The organism is Georgenia soli, from assembly GCF_002563695.1.
In the GTDB taxonomy this organism is placed as follows: Bacteria; Actinomycetota; Actinomycetes; order Actinomycetales; family Actinomycetaceae; genus Georgenia; species Georgenia soli.
The window spans coordinates 835,141-851,460 of the sequence record NZ_PDJI01000004.1 but is presented as its reverse complement, the minus strand read 5'-3'; the positions used below and the strand labels follow the sequence as shown (position 1 = coordinate 851,460).

15 protein-coding genes and 2 tRNA genes are annotated in these 16,320 nt (G+C 74.3%); 8 read left to right on the top strand and 9 right to left on the bottom strand.

Going from position 1 to position 16,320, the window contains the following annotated elements:
• Nucleotides 1–111: 111 nt before the first annotated feature.
• From ATJ97_RS05245 to ATJ97_RS05235, 3 genes are all read right to left on the bottom strand, one after another.
• Nucleotides 112–184: transfer RNA gene (locus ATJ97_RS05245), tRNA-His, on the bottom strand.
• 85 nt (nt 185–269) lie between these two features.
• Nucleotides 270–956 (bottom strand): oligoribonuclease, encoded by a 687-nt coding sequence (orn, locus tag ATJ97_RS05240; RefSeq protein WP_098482829.1) that lies wholly within the window; start codon nt 954–956, stop codon nt 270–272.
• 34 nt (nt 957–990) lie between these two features.
• Nucleotides 991–1,066, bottom strand: a tRNA-Arg gene (locus ATJ97_RS05235).
• 68 nt (nt 1,067–1,134) lie between these two features.
• Between ATJ97_RS05235 and ATJ97_RS05230 the strand changes: the two genes are divergently transcribed.
• The 3 genes from ATJ97_RS05230 to ssb all read left to right on the top strand — a co-directional run bounded on the left by ATJ97_RS05230 (nt 1,135) and on the right by ssb (nt 5,036).
• Nucleotides 1,135–2,751: a GTPase gene (locus ATJ97_RS05230; RefSeq protein ID WP_098482828.1), complete on the top strand. Its 1,617-nt coding sequence runs from the start codon at nt 1,135–1,137 to the stop codon at nt 2,749–2,751.
• Nucleotides 2,748–4,343, top strand: coding sequence for a GTPase (locus ATJ97_RS05225; RefSeq protein ID WP_098482827.1), 1,596 nt, complete (start codon nt 2,748–2,750; stop codon nt 4,341–4,343). Before ATJ97_RS05230 ends, ATJ97_RS05225 begins: the two co-directional genes overlap by 4 nt.
• Nucleotides 4,344–4,487: 144 nt before the next feature.
• Complete coding sequence (gene ssb / locus ATJ97_RS05220; RefSeq protein WP_098482826.1) at nt 4,488–5,036, top strand: single-stranded DNA-binding protein; 549 nt, start codon at nt 4,488–4,490, stop codon at nt 5,034–5,036.
• 1 nt (nt 5,037) lies between these two features.
• Here the strand turns inward: ssb and ATJ97_RS05215 are convergent, their stop codons facing one another.
• The gene (locus tag ATJ97_RS05215) at nt 5,038–5,712 is read right to left on the bottom strand and encodes an HAD family hydrolase (protein ID WP_098482825.1); all 675 of its coding nucleotides are present in this window, start codon (nt 5,710–5,712) and stop codon (nt 5,038–5,040) included.
• Nucleotides 5,713–5,869: 157 nt separating this feature from the next.
• Between ATJ97_RS05215 and ettA the strand changes: the two genes are divergently transcribed.
• Nucleotides 5,870–7,552: an energy-dependent translational throttle protein EttA gene (ettA, locus tag ATJ97_RS05210; RefSeq protein WP_098482824.1), complete on the top strand. Its 1,683-nt coding sequence runs from the start codon at nt 5,870–5,872 to the stop codon at nt 7,550–7,552.
• 240 nt (nt 7,553–7,792) lie between these two features.
• Nucleotides 7,793–8,302, top strand: coding sequence for an acyl-CoA thioesterase (locus ATJ97_RS05205; protein ID WP_098482823.1), 510 nt, complete (start codon nt 7,793–7,795; stop codon nt 8,300–8,302).
• 21 nt (nt 8,303–8,323) lie between these two features.
• Here the strand turns inward: ATJ97_RS05205 and ATJ97_RS05200 are convergent, their stop codons facing one another.
• From ATJ97_RS05200 to ATJ97_RS05190, 3 genes are read right to left on the bottom strand one after another with little or no spacing between them, the layout of a single operon-like run.
• Nucleotides 8,324–9,340 carry a DNA topoisomerase IB gene (locus ATJ97_RS05200; protein ID WP_098482822.1) on the bottom strand — a complete coding sequence of 339 codons (1,017 nt, stop codon included), beginning with the start codon at nt 9,338–9,340 and terminating at the stop codon, nt 8,324–8,326.
• Nucleotides 9,341–9,400: 60 nt separating this feature from the next.
• Nucleotides 9,401–10,069 carry a GNAT family N-acetyltransferase gene (locus ATJ97_RS05195; protein ID WP_245862157.1) on the bottom strand — a complete coding sequence of 223 codons (669 nt, stop codon included), beginning with the start codon at nt 10,067–10,069 and terminating at the stop codon, nt 9,401–9,403.
• On the bottom strand, nt 10,062–11,069 hold the full coding sequence (locus tag ATJ97_RS05190; protein WP_098482821.1) for a BadF/BadG/BcrA/BcrD ATPase family protein: 1,008 nt from the start codon (nt 11,067–11,069) through the stop codon (nt 10,062–10,064). The genes ATJ97_RS05195 and ATJ97_RS05190 overlap by 8 nt, the downstream gene beginning before the upstream one ends.
• 167 nt (nt 11,070–11,236) lie before the next feature.
• Between ATJ97_RS05190 and ATJ97_RS05185 the strand changes: the two genes are divergently transcribed.
• The 3 genes from ATJ97_RS05185 to ATJ97_RS05175 all read left to right on the top strand — a co-directional run bounded on the left by ATJ97_RS05185 (nt 11,237) and on the right by ATJ97_RS05175 (nt 14,868).
• Nucleotides 11,237–12,202 carry an N-acetylmuramic acid 6-phosphate etherase gene (locus tag ATJ97_RS05185; protein ID WP_098482820.1) on the top strand — a complete coding sequence of 322 codons (966 nt, stop codon included), beginning with the start codon at nt 11,237–11,239 and terminating at the stop codon, nt 12,200–12,202.
• On the top strand, nt 12,199–13,089 hold the full coding sequence (locus ATJ97_RS05180; protein ID WP_245862155.1) for a MurR/RpiR family transcriptional regulator: 891 nt from the start codon (nt 12,199–12,201) through the stop codon (nt 13,087–13,089). Before ATJ97_RS05185 ends, ATJ97_RS05180 begins: the two co-directional genes overlap by 4 nt.
• A 216-nt stretch (nt 13,090–13,305) precedes the next feature.
• Nucleotides 13,306–14,868 carry a family 10 glycosylhydrolase gene (locus tag ATJ97_RS05175; RefSeq protein WP_098482819.1) on the top strand — a complete coding sequence of 521 codons (1,563 nt, stop codon included), beginning with the start codon at nt 13,306–13,308 and terminating at the stop codon, nt 14,866–14,868.
• 18 nt (nt 14,869–14,886) lie between these two features.
• Here the strand turns inward: ATJ97_RS05175 and ATJ97_RS05170 are convergent, their stop codons facing one another.
• Nucleotides 14,887–15,897 (bottom strand): acyl-CoA thioesterase, encoded by a 1,011-nt coding sequence (locus ATJ97_RS05170; RefSeq protein WP_098482818.1) that lies wholly within the window; start codon nt 15,895–15,897, stop codon nt 14,887–14,889.
• An 8-nt stretch (nt 15,898–15,905) separates the two neighbouring features.
• On the bottom strand, nt 15,906–16,301 hold the full coding sequence (locus ATJ97_RS05165; protein ID WP_098482817.1) for a globin: 396 nt from the start codon (nt 16,299–16,301) through the stop codon (nt 15,906–15,908).
• Nucleotides 16,302–16,320 lie beyond the last annotated feature (19 nt).

Here is a 16,320-nt window from a genome sequence, read left to right as displayed (position 1 = left end):
CGAACCGCTCACGTGGCGGCTGCCCGCGGAACCGCACGGGCGCGGGCGCGGAGATGTGCGCCGGAAGGCGAGGAGGGCGGGCCGCGATGCGGCCCGCCCTCCTCGTGACGGGGTGAGTGACGGGACTTGAACCCGCGACATCCGCGACCACAACGCGGCGCTCTACCAGCTGAGCTACACCCACCATGCTGCCGTGAACTCCCCGGCAACAGTGGACGAGCATAGCCGATCCGCCGGCGGCTCCCGTAATCGACCGGCCGTGGTCTGGGTCACGTCGTCGCGTGCTCCGGGGCCTCCTTCTCGGCCGCCTCCTGCGCCAGCGCCTCGACGACGGCGGCGGTCGGGGCCGCGGCGATCGCGTCGGCGGCCGCCTTGGCGGTCGGGGAGTCGGGACCGTCACCGGCCGGGAAGAGCACCGCGCGGTAGTAGCGCAGCTCGTCGATGGACTCGAGGATGTCGGCCAGCGCGCGGTGCCCGCCGTTCTTGGCAGGGGACTGGAAGTACGTGCGCGGGTACCAGCGGCGGGCGAGCTCCTTGATCGAGGAGACGTCGACGATCCGGTAGTGGAGGTGCTCGACGAGCTCGGGCATGTCCCGGGCGAGGAAGGTGCGGTCCGTCCCGACGGAGTTCCCGGCCAGCGGCGCCCTGCGCGGCTCGGGGACCCACTGGCGCACGTAGGCGAGGACCTGCTCCTGGGCCTCCGCCATCGACAGGCCGTGGTCGAGCTCCTGGAGCAGGCCGGAGGTGGTGTGCATCTCCCGCACGACGTCGTTCATCTGCTCGACCGAGCCCGGCGTCGGGGCGATGACCAGGTCCAGCCCGGCGTCCAGCGGCACCAGCTCGGAGTCGGTGACGACGACGGCGACCTCGATGAGGGCGTCCTTCTCCAGGTCCAGCCCGGTCATCTCGCAGTCGATCCAGACGATCGGGTCCTTGGGGGCGGTGTTTCGGCTCACCCGGTCAGCGTAGTCGGGACGTGCCGCACCGCCGTGGTGCCCCCAGCAGGACTCGAACCTGCAACCTACGGATTAGAAGGCCGTTGCTCTATCCATTGAGCTATGGGGGCTCGGTGAACGAGGGTAGCGCCCGGCGCGCTTGTCCTAGGACGCCGCGCGCATCACCGACAATGGGGCCGTGACCACCCTGAACCACGATCGTCCGGAAGCTCCCGCGGACGGTTCGGCGGCGCGGGAGGAAGGCCGTGGCCCGCGACTCTCGGTCGTCACCGATCTGCGGGCGGACGTCGAGCGTGCCGCCTACCCGCTGGACCTGCCGGGCGCCGAGGACCTGCGAGCGCTGCGCGAGCAGGTGCTCGTCCAGACAGGTGCGCGGTTGCTGCCGCGGCTACGCCGGGCGTCCGCGCCCGCCGTCGTCGTCCTCGGCGGTTCCTCGGGCGTGGGCAAGTCCACCGTGCTGAACTCCCTCCTCGGCGAGGAGGTCACCGAGGCGGGAGTGCTGCGCCCGACCACGCGCCGCGCCGTCGTCGCGGTCCATCCCGACGACGCGCCCGACCTCGACGGGCACCCCCTCGCGGAGATGGCGACGGTGGTCACCCACCCCGAGGTGCCCGTCGGTCTGGCACTCCTCGACGCGCCCGATCTCAACTCGGTCCACGCCGACAACCGCGCGCTGGCCAACCGGCTGCTCGAGACGGCCGACCTGTGGGTGTTCGTCACCACCGCCGCCCGTTACGGCGACGCCCTGCCGTGGCGCCAGCTCACCGAGGCCCAGGGGCGCGGTATCACGACCGCCGTCGTGCTCAACCGGCTGCCGCTGCGGGTGCGCGCCGCGGTCCGCGCCGACCTGCTGGCGCGCATGGACGGGCTCGGGCTCGGGTCGGCCCCGCTCTTCGTCGTCCCGGACACCGGCCCGCACGAGGGTCCGCTCGACGCCGCGGTCGTGGCCGAGCTGAAGGAGTGGCTCGCGCTGGTGGCCGACCGGCACCGCGCGGCAGGAGTTGTCCGCAGGACCACGCGGGGGGCCTGGGCCGCCCTGCGGGAGCAGCTGCTCGCACTGGCCGCCGGCGCGGACGCCCAGGTCGAGGCCGCCGACGAGTTGCGCCGCCTCGCCGCGGAGGCCGTCGACGAGCCCGCGCAGGCGCTGACCGACGCGCTGCGGAACGGCCAGGCGGGCCTCGGGGCCCCGACGACCCGCTGGCTCTCGCTGGCCTCCACCGGTGGCCCGCTGGCTCTCCTGCTCGAGGAGGGTGCGCGGCCGCGGGCGGGCCGGCAGGGGCGGGCCCTCGCCGCCCGGGACGCGGCGGCCGCCGATCTGGCGGCCGAGGCCACGGCGGCCCTTCAGCTCGTGGTCGCCGACGGCCTGCGGGGAGCGACCGACGGTGTCCGTCGCGTCCGGGCGCAGGCTGCGTTGGCCGAGAAGGCGCTCACCGCCTCCGGGACGACGCCGGACCGGGCGTCGGCGGTCGACGGTGCCCGCGCCGTCGTCACCGCCTGGGCCCGGGCGGTGCGTGACGCAGTCGGCGACCGTGGGGCGGACGAGGCGCTCAGCCCCGACGGGCTCGGCGCGCTCGTGCAGGCCGGCGCGGCCGGCGTCGCCGGTGCCGCCGCAGCCGTCCGGCGGCTGACCGGCGGAGAGCAGCTGGTGGACACCGCCCGCGACGACCTCGCCCGGCGTGCGGTGTCGGCGGTGCGCGCCGCCGTCGAGCCGTACCTGGCGGAACTCGACGCGCTCCCGCTGCAGCCGGGCACCGCGCTGCGGCTGCGCGCGTCGGAGCTGAAGGAGCACGCATGACGACCACCACGCCCTCCGAGACGCACGGGAGCTCCGCCACCGGCGGGGACACCCGGCCCTCCCCGGACACCGCGGCACCGCTGGGCGCCGAGGTGGCCGACGGCGCCCCCGCCGACGTCTCCGCCGTTGCTGCCGCCAACGCCGCGCCGACGCAGCCCGCGGAGGTCGACGCCGCGGCGCTCGCGGACCGGGCCGACTCGCTCGTGCTGGCGCTGGACGCGGCCGAGGGCCTGGTGGACCCCTTCGACGCCGCCCGGGCTCGGGCGGACCTCGACGCCGTGGCGGAGCGCCTGGCGCTCGGCGCCGACCGCACGGTCGTGGCGCTCGTGGGCGGGACGGGGTCCGGGAAGTCCTCGCTGTTCAACGCGATCTCGGGGCTGCAGTTCGCCGACGTCGGGGCCCTGCGACCGACCACGGAGGTTGCCGCGGCGTGCGTCTGGGGCGGCCAGGCGGAGGAGCTGCTCGACTTTCTGGAGGTCTCGCCGGCGCGACGCATCGAGCGCGAGTCGGTCCTCGACGGCGACCACGAGAGGGCGCTGAGCGGGATGGTCCTCCTGGACCTGCCCGACCACGACTCCGTGGCGCTGGAGCACGCCGTGCAGGTGGACCGGCTGCTGCCCGTCGTCGACGTGCTCGTCTGGGTGGTCGACCCGCAGAAGTACGCCGACAACGCGTTGCACGACCGCTACCTGAAGGCGCTCGCCGGGCGCAGCGACAGCATGCTGGTGCTCGTCAACCACGCGGACACGCTGCCCCCGCACGCCGTCGGGAAGGTGGCCGACGACGTGCGCCAGCTTCTCGCCCGGGACGGACTGACCGGGGTGCGGGTCCTCGCCACGTCGGCGCTCGAGCACACCGGGATCGAGGAGGTGCGCGAGGTCCTGGCCGAGGCTGTGGCCCGGCCCTCGGTGTCCCTGCGCACCGCGCTGGCCGAGGTGGACGCCGTCTCCGCGCGGCTGGCCCACGTGGTCGGTCCGGCCGAGCCCGTCCTCGAGACCAGCCCCGCGGTGGAGGAGCTCGCCCGGGCCGCCGGCGTGGACGCGGTCGCCGAGTCCGTGCGGACCGCCGTCGGCGGGCGACGCGGAGGGGCGGTGGCCCCGCCCGAACCGCCGTCAGCCGTCACCGTGGCCGCCGTCCGGGACGGCTGGGTGGCCCGGGCGCAGGACGGTCTGCCGACCACGTGGGCCGCCGCCGTCGACGCCGCGGTGCCGGGCGCACCTGCCTTGCGGGACGCGGTCACCTCAGCGGTCGGTGGTGTCGCGCTGCCGGCCGCCCGCTCGCCGCGCGCCTCGAGGCTCGCCGCCGCTGCTGCCGGGGTCGGTGGCCTCGCCGTCGCCTGGGTCGTCCTCGCGGTGGTCCTGGCGCTTCCCTGGCCGGCCGTGCTGCTGCCCGCCGTGGCGGCCGGCGTCGCCGCCTGGTTCCTCCTCTCCCGCTCCGCGCGGCTGCGGCTGGAGGACGCGGGGGCGTCCGCCGAGGGCTACCGGTCGGAGGCCCGGCGCCGCATCGACGAGGTGGTGCGTCGGATGCTGGCCGACCCCACGAGCGAGGTGCTGGCGAAGCACCGGCGGCTCCGCACCGCCCTCGGGCGCTGAGGATCCGACGCTGGGGATCCACAGCGCCCTCGCTCGCCACGTCCTCCACAGCTCCGCGCCGGCGGCCGGCGTCGCTCCGGCCTCACGAGGCACCGTTCTGGAGCAGGGCCGGCGCCCGGCCGGCCCGTGAGCCGAGGAGCGAGCATGAGCAACGAGATCCAGATCGCCGTGCGGGGGTGGATGGGCAGCGACCCCGTCCGCCACGTCGGCCCCAGCGGGGTGACCCTCGCGATGTTCCGTGTCGGGTCGACGCCGCGCCTGCGCGACCGCACCACGGGCGAGTTCCGCGACGGCGAGACCCAGTGGTTCACCGTCAAGGCCTGGCGCGACCTGGCCGAGAACGTCATCGCCAGCCTCAAGAAGGGCATGCCGGTGATCCTGCGTGGCACGCTCCGCACGGAGACGTGGCAGGGCGAGAACGGTGAGCGGTCGGCCAACGTCATCTCGGTCGACGCCATCGGCGCCGACCTGGCCAACGGCACGAGCGTCTACACCAAGACCGTCCGGGCCTCCACGGCCGCCGAGCCGGAAGGCGCGGCCGGGGCGGCGTCAGGCGGTGACGGTGCGCGGGAGGCCGGGCTCACGGGTCCTGACGGCACCCGCTTCACGGGGCAGGAGCTTCCCGACGACGTGGGGGACCTCGCCGACGAGCTGACGGAGGAGCTGGCTGAGGAGGACTACGCGTTGGCCTGAGTCAGGACGCCCACAGCTGCGCGAGCGGGGAGTCGTCGAGGCGTTCGTGGAGCTCGGCGACGGAGCGGTACACCGCGACGGCGCCGGCGTCGGTGAGGTCGGCCTCGCTGATGCCGCCGGTGAGGACGCCGACGCAGGGCACGCCGGCGCGGCGGCAGGACCTGACGTCCCACACGGAGTCGCCGACGAAGACGGCCCGGTCGGCCGGGACGCCCGCCTCGTCCAGGGCCGCCTCGACGAGGTCGGGAGCGGGCTTGGGGTCCTCGACGTCGGCGGCGGCGGTGATGCCGTCGACGTCGACGTCGAGCACCTCCTCGATGTGCTCGAGCTCGTCGGGGGAGGCGGAGGTGGACACGACGACCCGCAGTCCCCGTTCGCGCAGCGACCGGACGAGCTCGGGGACGCCGTCGAGCCGGCGCAACCGGTCGGCCGCCCGGCCGTAGAGGTCGGAGTGGATCTCCTTGGCGCGGTCGCCGACGGCCTGGGCGGCGTCTCCCAGCAGCTCGGGGATCAGGAGCTCCGAGCCCATGCCGATGCAGCGGTGGATGCGCCAGGCGTCCACCGGGTGCCCCACCTCCGCGAACGCGCGGGACCAGGCGTCGACGTGGAGATAGTTGGAGTCCACCAGGGTGCCGTCGGCGTCGAGCAGTACCGCGCCGGTCGAGGAGTTCGCCATACCGCAGTGCTACCGCCCGGCAGCGCCGTCCGCATCCCGGGGAGCAGCCGCCGTCCGCATCCCGGGGAAGATCCGCGGGGTCCCGGTGGCCTACCCTTGGTCCCGAAGCGGCCGCCCGTCGGGCGGCCGAGACCCCACGTACGCGATGCGGAGAGCAGTGGCTGAGTACATCTACTCCATGGTGCGGGCCCGCAAGGCCCATGGTGACAAGGTCATCCTCGACGACGTCACCATGGCGTTCCTGCCCGGCGCGAAGATCGGCATGGTCGGTCCGAACGGCGCCGGGAAGTCGACGATCCTGAAGATCATGGCGGGGCTCGACACCCCCTCCAACGGTGAGGCCCGACTCACCCCTGGCTACACGGTGGGCATCCTGCAGCAGGAGCCGCCGCTGAACGAGGAGAAGACCGTCCTGGGCAACGTCCAGGAGGGCGTGGCGGACATCCTCGGCAAGGTCCAGCGGTTCAACGAGATCGGCGAGCAGATGGCCGACCCCGACGCCGACTTCGACTCCCTGATGGAGGAGATGGGCAAGCTCCAGACCGAGATCGACGCGGCCAACGCGTGGGACCTGGACTCCCAGCTCGCCCAGGCGATGGACGCCCTGCGCTGCCCGCCGCCGGACGCCGACGTCTCCGTGCTCTCCGGTGGTGAGCGTCGCCGGGTGGCGCTGTGCAAGCTCCTGCTCGAGCAGCCCGACCTGCTGCTCCTCGACGAGCCCACGAACCACCTCGACGCCGAGTCCGTCCTGTGGCTCGAGCAGCACCTGTCGAAGTACCCCGGCGCCGTCATCGCCGTCACGCACGACCGGTACTTCCTCGACCACGTGGCCGAGTGGATCGCCGAGGTCGACCGCGGCCGCCTGTACCCCTACGAGGGCAACTACTCCACCTACCTGGAGAAGAAGGCCGCGCGTCTCGAAGTCCAGGGCAAGAAGGACGCGAAGCTCCAGAAGCGCCTCAAGGAGGAGCTGGAGTGGGTGCGGTCCTCGGCCAAGGGGCGCCAGACGAAGTCCAAGGCCCGCCTCGCGCGGTACGAGGAGATGGCGGCCGAGGCGGAGCGCACCCGCAAGCTCGACTTCGAGGAGATCCAGATCCCGCCGGGCCCGCGCCTGGGCTCCGTGGTCATCGAGGCGAAGAACCTGCGCAAGGGCTTCGGCGACCGCCTGCTGATCGACAACCTCTCCTTCACGCTGCCCCCGAACGGCATCGTCGGTGTCATCGGGCCGAACGGTGTCGGCAAGACCACGCTGTTCAAGACGATCGTCGGCCTCGAGCCCCTGGACGACGGCGACCTCAAGATCGGGGAGACCGTCAAGATCTCCTACGTCGACCAGAGCCGCGGTGGCATCGACCCGAACAAGACCCTGTGGGAGGTCGTCTCCGACGGTCTCGACTTCATCCAGGTCGGCAACGTCGAGATGCCCTCGCGCGCCTACGTCTCCGCGTTCGGGTTCAAGGGCCCGGACCAGCAGAAGCCGGCCGGGGTGCTCTCCGGCGGTGAGCGCAACCGCCTCAACCTGGCGCTGACCCTCAAGCAGGGCGGCAACCTGCTGCTGCTCGACGAACCCACGAACGACCTCGACGTCGAGACGCTCGGCTCGCTCGAGAACGCCCTGCTGGAGTTCCCGGGCTGCGCCGTCGTCGTCTCCCACGACCGGTGGTTCCTCGACCGCGTCGCCACCCACATCCTCGCCTGGGAGGGCGACGAGGAGAACCCGGCCAAGTGGTACTGGTTCGAGGGGAACTTCGAGTCGTACGAGAAGAACAAGGTCGAGCGGCTCGGCGCCGACGCGGCACGCCCGCACTCGGTGACCTACCGCAAGCTCACCCGCGACTGACCACCCCGTGCGGCGTCGCGCCCGACGTCGCCCGAGCACGGCCGGTCCCCGCAACGCGGGGGCCGGCCGTTCCTCGTCGGGCACACCGGTCGCCGGCCGCGCCCGTCGGTCAGCGCCGGTCCATGCCCGTCGCTCAGCGTCCCGTCCCCGCCCGTAGCCCCGCCCGTTGGTCAGCGTCCGGCGGGTCCGTTAGTGTCCGCGGGCGCCCCTCGTCACCGACCGACCCCGCCTGGAGGCCCCGTGGCACGGCTGACCATCCCCCTGCACATCCGCTGGAGCGACATCGACGGCTACCAGCACGTCAACAACGCGAAGATGTTCACGCTCCTGGAGGAGGCGCGTATCGCCGCGTTCTGGGCCTCGGTCCCCGGGGACGCACAGCTCGACGCGATCGGCGGGGGAGTCGACCCGGCGCACCCGCACCATGGCGCACCGGGCACCAAGATCCTCGCCACCGGTCCCGGCTCGGGCACCAACACCTACATCGCACGGCAGGAGATCGAGTACCTCGCGCCGCTGCCCTACACGCTGCGCCCCGTCGAGGTGCAGCTGTGGATCTCGCACCTCGGGGGCGCCAGCATCGACGTCTGCTACGAGATCGAGGGCGCCGACGGCCCCGCCGTGCGCGCGATGACGACGCTGGTGCTCATCGACGAGGAGACGGAGAGGCCCCGGCGCATGACCGACGCCGAGCGGGCCGCCTGGGAGCCCTACACGGACGATCCGGTCCCGTTCCGTCGTCGGCGGTGACCGGCACCGACCGGTGAGGAGTCAGCAGAGCAGGTCGAGCACCGCGCGCTCCACGGCCCCGTGCGTGTCGGGCGGCGCCGGGTCGCCCGGGTTGTCGGCCCGGGCCGCCAGCTTCAGGTCGATGGTGCGCCCACGCTCGGCCAGGTCGAGCACCCGGGAGTCGATGTAGGAGGCGCGGCACACCGCGGGGGTGTTGCCCAGGTACTCCGCGACCGCCTTCACCGCCTCGCGCTCCGCGCGCTTGTGAGCGGTGCGGCTGGTGGCGCCGGGGGTGCGCAGGGCCAGCTCGAGCGCCGCGAGGACCGTGGCGTGCCAGGTGCGGAAGTCCTTCGCCGACGCGTCGGGTCCCAGCCGCTCCTTGACGTACTCGTTGATGTCCGCGCTCGTGATGTCCACCCACCGGCTCCCGCGGCGGTAGGCGAGCAGCTCCTCGCCCCCGCCCCGGCGACGCCGCAGCGTGGTCAGCGGTTCGACGAGCGCCTCGTCGCGCAGCACCAGGCGCCGCGACTGCCCGGACTTGGCGAGATAGGCGAACACCAGCTCGCGGTCCTTGGTGATCTTCAGGTGCCGCTTGCGCAGGGTGGCGAGCCCGTAGCTGCCGTTGTGCTCCGCGTAGCTCTCCCCGCCCACCCGGAAGTACCCCAGGTCGAGCAGCCGGAAAGCGACGGCGAGCGCCCGTTCGCGCGGCATCCCCGGCCGGTTGAGGTCCATGGTCACCCGGCGCCGGGCCGCGGGCAGCCGGCGCGCGAGCTCGAGGACGCGCTCGTGCTTGGCGGCGTCCCGGCTCTCCCGCCAGGCGGGGTGGTACAGGTACTGGCGCCGCCCGGCGTCGTCGGTCCCGACGGCCTGGATGTGGCCGTTGGGCACGGGGCAGATCCACACCTGCTTCCAGGCGGGCGGGATGACGAGCGAGGCGCAGCGGGCCAGCACGTCGGGGTCGGTGACGCGTGCACCCTCGGCGTCGAGGTAGACGAACCCCTTCCCCGCCCGGCGCCTCGTCAGCCCGGGCCTGTCGACCCGCACCCGCCGCAGTCTCATCGCTTACCTCTCACGGGGTCAGTCTGCGAGCGGCGACGGCGACGCGCGCGCCGGGAGCGGCTACCCCAGGCGCGTGCCGAGCACGAGCGCGTCCGGCCGGGCCTCCAGCGTGCGCAGCCCGAGGTGCCGGTAGAAGCCGATCGCCGCGGTGTTCTCGGGCGAGACCCCGAGGTGCAGCCCGGGCGCGCCGGCGGCGGCCAGCGCCTCGAGCAGCGCCTCGAGCAGGCGCCGGCCGTGGCCGCCGCCCTGCGCCTCGGGCAGCAGGTCGACGTGCAGCTGGGCCGGGTGGTCGGCCAGCCAACCGCCCTCGGTGCGCGTCCCGGCGTGGAGGATGCGCACGAGCGCCGCGTCGGGGGAGTCGTCGTCCGGGTCGGGCAACGGGTACCGGGCCCGGAGCGGTGGCCACCACGACGCCGCGCACGCCTGCTCGAACGCCGTCGTGTCCGCGGTCGCGACGGCGTAGCCGACGGCGGAGCCGTCCGGGCGGCGCAGGACGCGGGCGAGCCGGGGCTCGAGGGCGAGGTAGGCGCCGAGGTAGACGTGGCCGAGAAGATCGTGGTCGCGGTAGAGGGCCGTGGCGTCGCCGCCCGCGTCCCCGGTGCGCAGGCAGACGTCGTAGAGCGCGGCGCGGTCCTCGGGGCGGTAGCCGCCGATCACGAGCGGCCCCGCGCCGGCGGCCGTGGGCGGTCCGGCGTCCGCGGACGCGGCCGGCCGTGCGCGCTCAGGCACGGCAGGCCTCCACGGCGGCGCTGAGCGCGCCGACGTCGGGCAGCGGCCACCCGGCGCGGTCGGCGGCGAGACGCAGGGACCCGACCACGGGGGCGGCGGCGTCGTGGACGCGGGGCCCGCCGGCCGGCCCGCCCAGCGCGGCGAGCACCCCCTCGCGCACGGGACCCGGCCGGGTCAGCACGGAACCCGCGAGCACCACGTCCGTGGCGCCGTCGGCCACGACCGAGAGCGTGCGCAGCAGTCCCGCCACGCCCTCGGCGACGATGCCGGAGGCGACGGCGTCACCCGCCTCCGCGAACGCGGTCACCTCCCGTGCGAACGCGCCGAGCTCCGCGGGGGAGCGCAGGTCCGTCAGCCGCACGAGGTCCTGGCGGGGGTCCCCCGTGCCGTCGGCGCCGCCCGCGGCGGCGAAGGCGGCCGCGGCCCGCGTCAGCGCCGTGCCCGGGCCGCGCCCGTCGAGGTCCGCCGCCGCGGCACGCAGCCCGGCCAGCGCCAGCCAGACGCCGGAGCCCACGTCCCCGAGCAGCCAGCCGAGCCCGTCGCTGCGGGCCAGCTCCGCGAACCCCGCGACGCGCAGCGCCACGGCCCCGGTGCCGGCCAGCAGGAGCGCCCCGTCGGGACCCGGCGCCCCGGCCGCGTAGGCCACCACAGGGTCGGTCACCACCTCGGCGGCGCCCGTGACGGGCAGGCCGGTCCTCGGCACGGCGCCCTGAAAAAGAGCCACCGCTCGGTCCCGCCCGGCGGGCCCCGCGCCGGCGACGCCGGCCACCAGCGCGTCGACCGCCCAGGGCCGCACCGTTCCGACGCGGTCCCGGACCCGTGCCGCCACGGCGGTGAGCAGCGAGCCGACGTGCTCGGCGACCGCGCCCGGGGAGGACCGGAAGTTCGCGCCGGGCCCGTCCAGCACCGCGAGCACGGTGCCGTCGTCGGCGAGCACGCCGGCGGTGGAGGAGGTCCCGCCCACGTCGAGACCGACGACGGCGCGCAGGGGAGAGGCCATGCTGTTCCACACCTCGCAAGACGGTGGTAACTTTCCAACTCAGAGCAGTTGGCGGAAATTATCACCCAGATGGTTCCGCCCCATCCAACCACCGCGACGGCCGGCCGGTGCGGCCCGCGGCGGCAGTCCCGCGCGGCCAGCCGCGCCCGACGTTCCCTGGAGCCGCGATGAGCCGCACCGACAACGACTGGCGCGAGGTCATCGGGCTTCGCTCCCCGACGGAGGAGCGCAACCCGCGCACCGGCGCGATCGACCAGCTGCCGGCACGCGAGCTCGTCGACCTGGTGATGGCGGAGGACCGTGCCGTCCTCGACGCCGTCGCCGCCGTCGCGGACGCGGTGGCAGAGCTCGTCGAGCGGGCGGTCGCGGCACTCGCTGCGGGTGGGCGCGTGCACTACGTCGGCTCGGGCACCTCCGGCCGGCTCGGGGTCCTCGACGCCGTCGAGCTGCTGCCCACCTACGACGTCGGGGAGGAGGCCTTCCGCGCCCACCTCGCCGGCGGCGAGGGGGCGATGATGCTCGCCGTCGAGGGCGCCGAGGACGACGTCGACGCCGGCCGGGCCCTCGGCAGCCAGTTCACCGGGCGGGACCTGGTCGTGGGGCTCACCGCCAGCGGGCGCACCCCGTTCGTCGCCGGCGCGCTGGAGGTCGCACGGAGCCTCGGCGCGGGGACCGCCCTGCTGTCCACCAACCCCGGGGCGCCGCTGGCCGCCGACGTCGACGTCGCGGTCCTGGTGGACACCGGCCCCGAGGTGGTGACCGGATCGACGCGCATGAAGGCGGCGACGGCCCAGAAGCTGGTCCTGAACACCTTCTCCACCGCCGTCATGGTGCGCCTGGGCAAGACCTTCTCGAACCTCATGATCGAGGTGCGGCCGACCAACCAGAAGCTGCGCGCCCGCACGGTGCGCATGCTCGTCCAGGCCACCGGCCGCGAGCCCGCCCGGTGCGCCGAGGTGCTCGAGGAGGCCGGCGGCCGGGTGCGGGTGGCTCTGGTGGCCCTGCTCGCCGGCACCGACGTCGCCGCCGCGGCCGACGCCGTCGCCGGCTTCCCGCCCGACCCCGACAGGGCCGACGACCCGGCCGGGGTCCGTTCCGCCGTCGCCACACTTGACGGGACGACGGTGCCGTGACCGAGGTGGCGCTCGCGGTGCGGCTGCGAGGGTTGCTCGACGACCTGCAGCCCTCCACCCGGCGCGTCGCCGAGTTCGTGCTCGCCGACCCGGAGCGGGCCGCCGACCTGACCATCACCGGGCTCGCGGACGCCTCCGGCACGTCCCAGTCGACGATCGTGCGGCTGTGCCGGGAGGTCGGGCTCGCCGGCTACCGGCAGTTCCGCCTCGCGCTCGTCGCCGACCTCGGCAGACGGGCCGGCGAGTCCCGCCCCGCCGAGCTTCCCGGCGACATCGCCGAGGGGGACGACCTCGCCTCCGTCGTCGCCAAGATCGCCTTCGCCGACGCGCGCGCCGTGGAGGACACCGGGCGGGCGCTCTCCGTGCCCGCCCTGGAGGCGGTCGTCGACGCGGTGGTGGCGGCGGGCCGGACCGACGTCTACGGGGTGGGTGCCTCGGGGATCGTGGCGGCGGACCTGCAGCAGAAGCTCCACCGCATCGGGCGGGTGGCGTTCTCCTACCCCGACGCGCACCTCGCCCTCACCTCCGCGGCGCTGCTGGAACCGGGCGACGTGGCCATCGGCATCTCGCACACCGGCACCACCATCGACACGGTGGACGCGCTCGCCATCGCCCGGCGCAGCGGCGCCACCACGGTCGCGATCACCAACGCGCCCCGGTCGCAGATCGCCCAGGAGGCCGACCACGTGCTGCTCACCGCGGCCCGGGAGACCACCTTCCGCTCCGGCGCCACCGCCTCCCGGCTCGCACAGCTGACCGTCGTCGACTGCGTGTTCGTCGGCGTCGCCCAGCGGACCTTCGCCGCGAGCCAGCGGGCCCTCGAGGCCACCCGCGACGCCGTCCGCGACCGGCGGCTGGAGCACCGCCCGCGCAGCGCCGCGCACTGACGGGCCGTCGCGGCGGGCCACCAAACTTCACCGACACCGACCGAGGGGGAAGGAGCAGCACCCGGGGAAGTTCCCGAGGGTCCGGCGCCCGACGACGCGCGCCGGACCCCGCCCGCCGCACCGAGGCGGCGGGCGAGCCGCCGGACCACCGGCGGCGACCGTCGTCGCCCGGAGCCGTGCGACGACAAGGATCACAACTGCAAGGGGGAGCAAGACATGAGACGACCGACCTCACGGACGATCGCCGCGCTGGGGGGCCTCGCACTCCTGCCCGCGCTCGCGCTCGCCGCGCCGGCCACGGCCGGCACGACGGACGTCGACCAGGACCGGCCGGAGCAGTGGCGCGGGTACTGGGTCGACGCCTTCAACCCGGGGATCTACGACGCCGAGCAGGTCACCGCCCTGGTCGCGGACGCGGAGGCGCTCGGCGCCAACGCGCTCGTGGTCCAGGTGGGCCGCCGGTTCGACTGCTTCTGCAACGACGCGCTGTACCCGCGCACCGACGCCTGGATCGACCCGGCGCCGTACGACCCGCTCGCCGAGGTCATCGAGCAGGCGCACGCCGCCGGCATCGAGGTCCACGCGTGGGTCAACGCCACGACCCTGTGGAACTCCGCCACCCCGCCGCGCTCGCCCGAGCACGCCTTCAACGCCCACGGCTTCGCCGCCGAGGGTGAGGACCGGTGGCTGAACAAGAGGGTCGACGGGGTGGAGAAGGTCGGCAACAACTCCTTCGTGGACCCCGCCAACCCGCACGTGGTCGACTACATCGTCGACGCCGTGGCTTCCATCACCGAGAACTACGACGTCGACGGCGTCAACCTCGACTACATCCGCTACCCCGACTACAACAGCGGCGACTTCGTCAACGACTGGGGCTACTCCGAGGTCTCCCTCGCCCGGTTCGCCGCCGAGACCGGGCGCACCGACGTCCCCGCGCCCACGGACGAGCAGTTCAGCGACTGGCGCCGCGACCAGGTCTCGGCGCTCGTCCGCAAGATCTACCTGGGGATGTACGAGGTCGACCCCACCGACCGGCTCAGCATCAACGGCATCACCTACGCGTTCGGACCGGCGAGCTACGGCGGCTGGGAGGGCACCCGCCCGTACCGCAACGTCATGCAGGACTGGAAGAGCTGGCTGGACGAGGGCATCGTCGACACCGTCACCGCCATGAACTACAAGCGCGAGTGGATGCCCGCGCAGGCGCAGATGTTCGACGAGTGGAACGACGCCCTGGTCGAGTACCGTGCCGGGCGGCACGTGGTCAACGGCCCGGCGCTGTACCTCAACGACGTCGACAGCTCCGTCCAGCAGGCCCGGGACACCCTCGCGAGCGGCTTCGACGGGTGGATGGGCTACTCCTACGCCAACGCCACCATGGCGGCGACCGCGTCCGGCAGCCAGGCCGTCAAGGACGCCGAGCGGGCCGCTCTCACGGCGGCGCTGCGGAGCGACGTCTTCGCCGACGACGTCGCTGTGCCGACGATGACGTGGAAGACCGCCGCCACCACCGGGAACGTCGCCGGCACCGTCACCCTGGCGGACGGGACGGTGGCGGACCAGGTGGACGTGGTGCTCCACCCGGTCTCCGGGCCGGGGCAGAAGCTCGTGGTGCGCACCGACGGGTCGGGCTGGTTCGGGGCGGTCGACCTCGCACCCGGCCGCTACCGGGTGCAGGTGGTCGAGGAGGGCGCCGAGGGGACGGCGTCGACCTTCGTCACCGTGGAGGCCGGCACCGTCGCGGACGTGGCCGTCCGGGCGGGCACGCTCGGCTGACCGGGAGGCGCCCGTCGCTCAGCGCAGCGACGGGCGCTTCCACACCTCGTCCGGTCCCGGCACGGAGACCGGGTGCCGCTCCGTGCCGGGTCCGGGCTCGGCGTCGGCCGGCACGCGGACCATGCCCTCCTGGGCGACCGTGGCCACGTGGGTGCCGGCCGTGTCGAAGATCTTGGCGATGCCGAGCCCGCGGCCGCCCTGGGCGGAGGGGGACTCCTGGACGTAGAGGAGCCACTGGCCGACGTCGAGCGGGCGGTGCCACCACATGCCGTGGTCGAGGCTCGCCACGCTCAGCCCCTCCGTCCGCCAGCTCAGCCCGTGGCGGCGCAGCACCGGCTCCAGCAGCACCTGGTCGCACGCGTACGCCAGCAGCGCCCGGTGCTGGAGCTGGGTGAGCCCCTCCGGCAGCGGCGAGCGCACCCGCATCCACAGCATCTGCGAGTCGGTCGCCCGCTCGGCCTCACGCAGGTAGATGTCCCGCTCGACGTGACGGATGTCGAACGCGGCCGTGGAGGACATGAACTTCGCGGCCGGGTGGTCGACCTCGCTGAAGAGCGTCAGCGCGCTGGGCAGGCTCTCGGGGTCGGCGGCAGGCGGTGCCGCGGCCGCGTGCTCCCGGCCGGGCTGGTCCTCCTGGTAGGAGCTGATGAGGGAGAGGATCGGCTTGCCCTGCTGCAGCGCGTGCGTGCGCCGGGTGCTGAAGGAGCGGCCGTCGTGGAGTCGCTCGACCGCGAACGTGATCGGCAGCTCGACCTTGCCCGGTCGCAGGAAGTACCCGTGCACGGAGTGCAGCTGACGCGAGCCGTCGCCGTCGTCGGGCAGGGTCGCGGCGGCGGCCAGCACGGACTGCGCCAGCACCTGCCCGCCGTAGATGCGCCCGGTCAGCTGGGGCAGGGAGGTGCCGGTGAACTCGTCCGGGCCGAGGCGGGTCAGCCGCAGGGTGCGCAGGACCGTCGCCAGAGGCTCGACGTCGGTCTCCGGGACGTCGAGGACGGCGGAGGCGTCGGGGGCTTCGGGAAGCTGGGGCATCGGACTCCTCAGATCAGGCTGCGGCGGCCGGGTTCGGGCGTGTTGACCATCGCGTGCGCGGCGCGTTCGAGATAGTCCCACAGCAGGGCCTCCAGCTCGGGGGAGAGGCCGAGCTCGTCGACGCCGACCCGCATGTGGGCGAGCCAGCGGTCCCGGGCGGCGGGGGTCACCTCGAAGGGCATGTGGCGACGGCGCAGCATCGGGTGACCACGCTGCTGCGAGTAGGTGGTCGGCCCGCCCCAGTACTGCTCGAGGAACATCGTCAGGCGCTCCTCGGCGCCCTCCCAGTCGTCCTGCGGGTACATCGGGGCCAGCAGCTCGTCCTCACGGACGCCCTGGTAGAACCGGTGCACCAGCCGGGCGAACGTGGCGTGCCCGCCCATGGCCTCGAACACGGCGGACATGTCAGCGGGGGTGGGAGGG

Bases quoted from the DNA above. Each gene is read 5' to 3' on its own strand.
- ATJ97_RS05185 (WP_098482820.1), top strand. From the start codon at position 11,237: ATGAGCCGCACCGACAACGACTGGCGCGAGGTCATCGGGCTTCGCTCC.
- ATJ97_RS05165 (WP_098482817.1), bottom strand. From the start codon at position 16,301: ATGTCCGCCGTGTTCGAGGCCATGGGCGGGCACGCCACGTTCGCCCGG.
- ATJ97_RS05215 (WP_098482825.1), bottom strand. From the start codon at position 5,712: ATGGCGAACTCCTCGACCGGCGCGGTACTGCTCGACGCCGACGGCACC.
- ATJ97_RS05225 (WP_098482827.1), top strand. From the start codon at position 2,748: ATGACGACCACCACGCCCTCCGAGACGCACGGGAGCTCCGCCACCGGC.
- ATJ97_RS05200 (WP_098482822.1), bottom strand. From the start codon at position 9,340: ATGAGACTGCGGCGGGTGCGGGTCGACAGGCCCGGGCTGACGAGGCGC.
- ATJ97_RS05175 (WP_098482819.1), top strand. From the start codon at position 13,306: ATGAGACGACCGACCTCACGGACGATCGCCGCGCTGGGGGGCCTCGCA.
- ATJ97_RS05190 (WP_098482821.1), bottom strand. From the start codon at position 11,069: ATGGCCTCTCCCCTGCGCGCCGTCGTCGGTCTCGACGTGGGCGGGACC.
- ATJ97_RS05170 (WP_098482818.1), bottom strand. From the start codon at position 15,897: ATGCCCCAGCTTCCCGAAGCCCCCGACGCCTCCGCCGTCCTCGACGTC.
- ssb (WP_098482826.1), top strand. From the start codon at position 4,488: ATGAGCAACGAGATCCAGATCGCCGTGCGGGGGTGGATGGGCAGCGAC.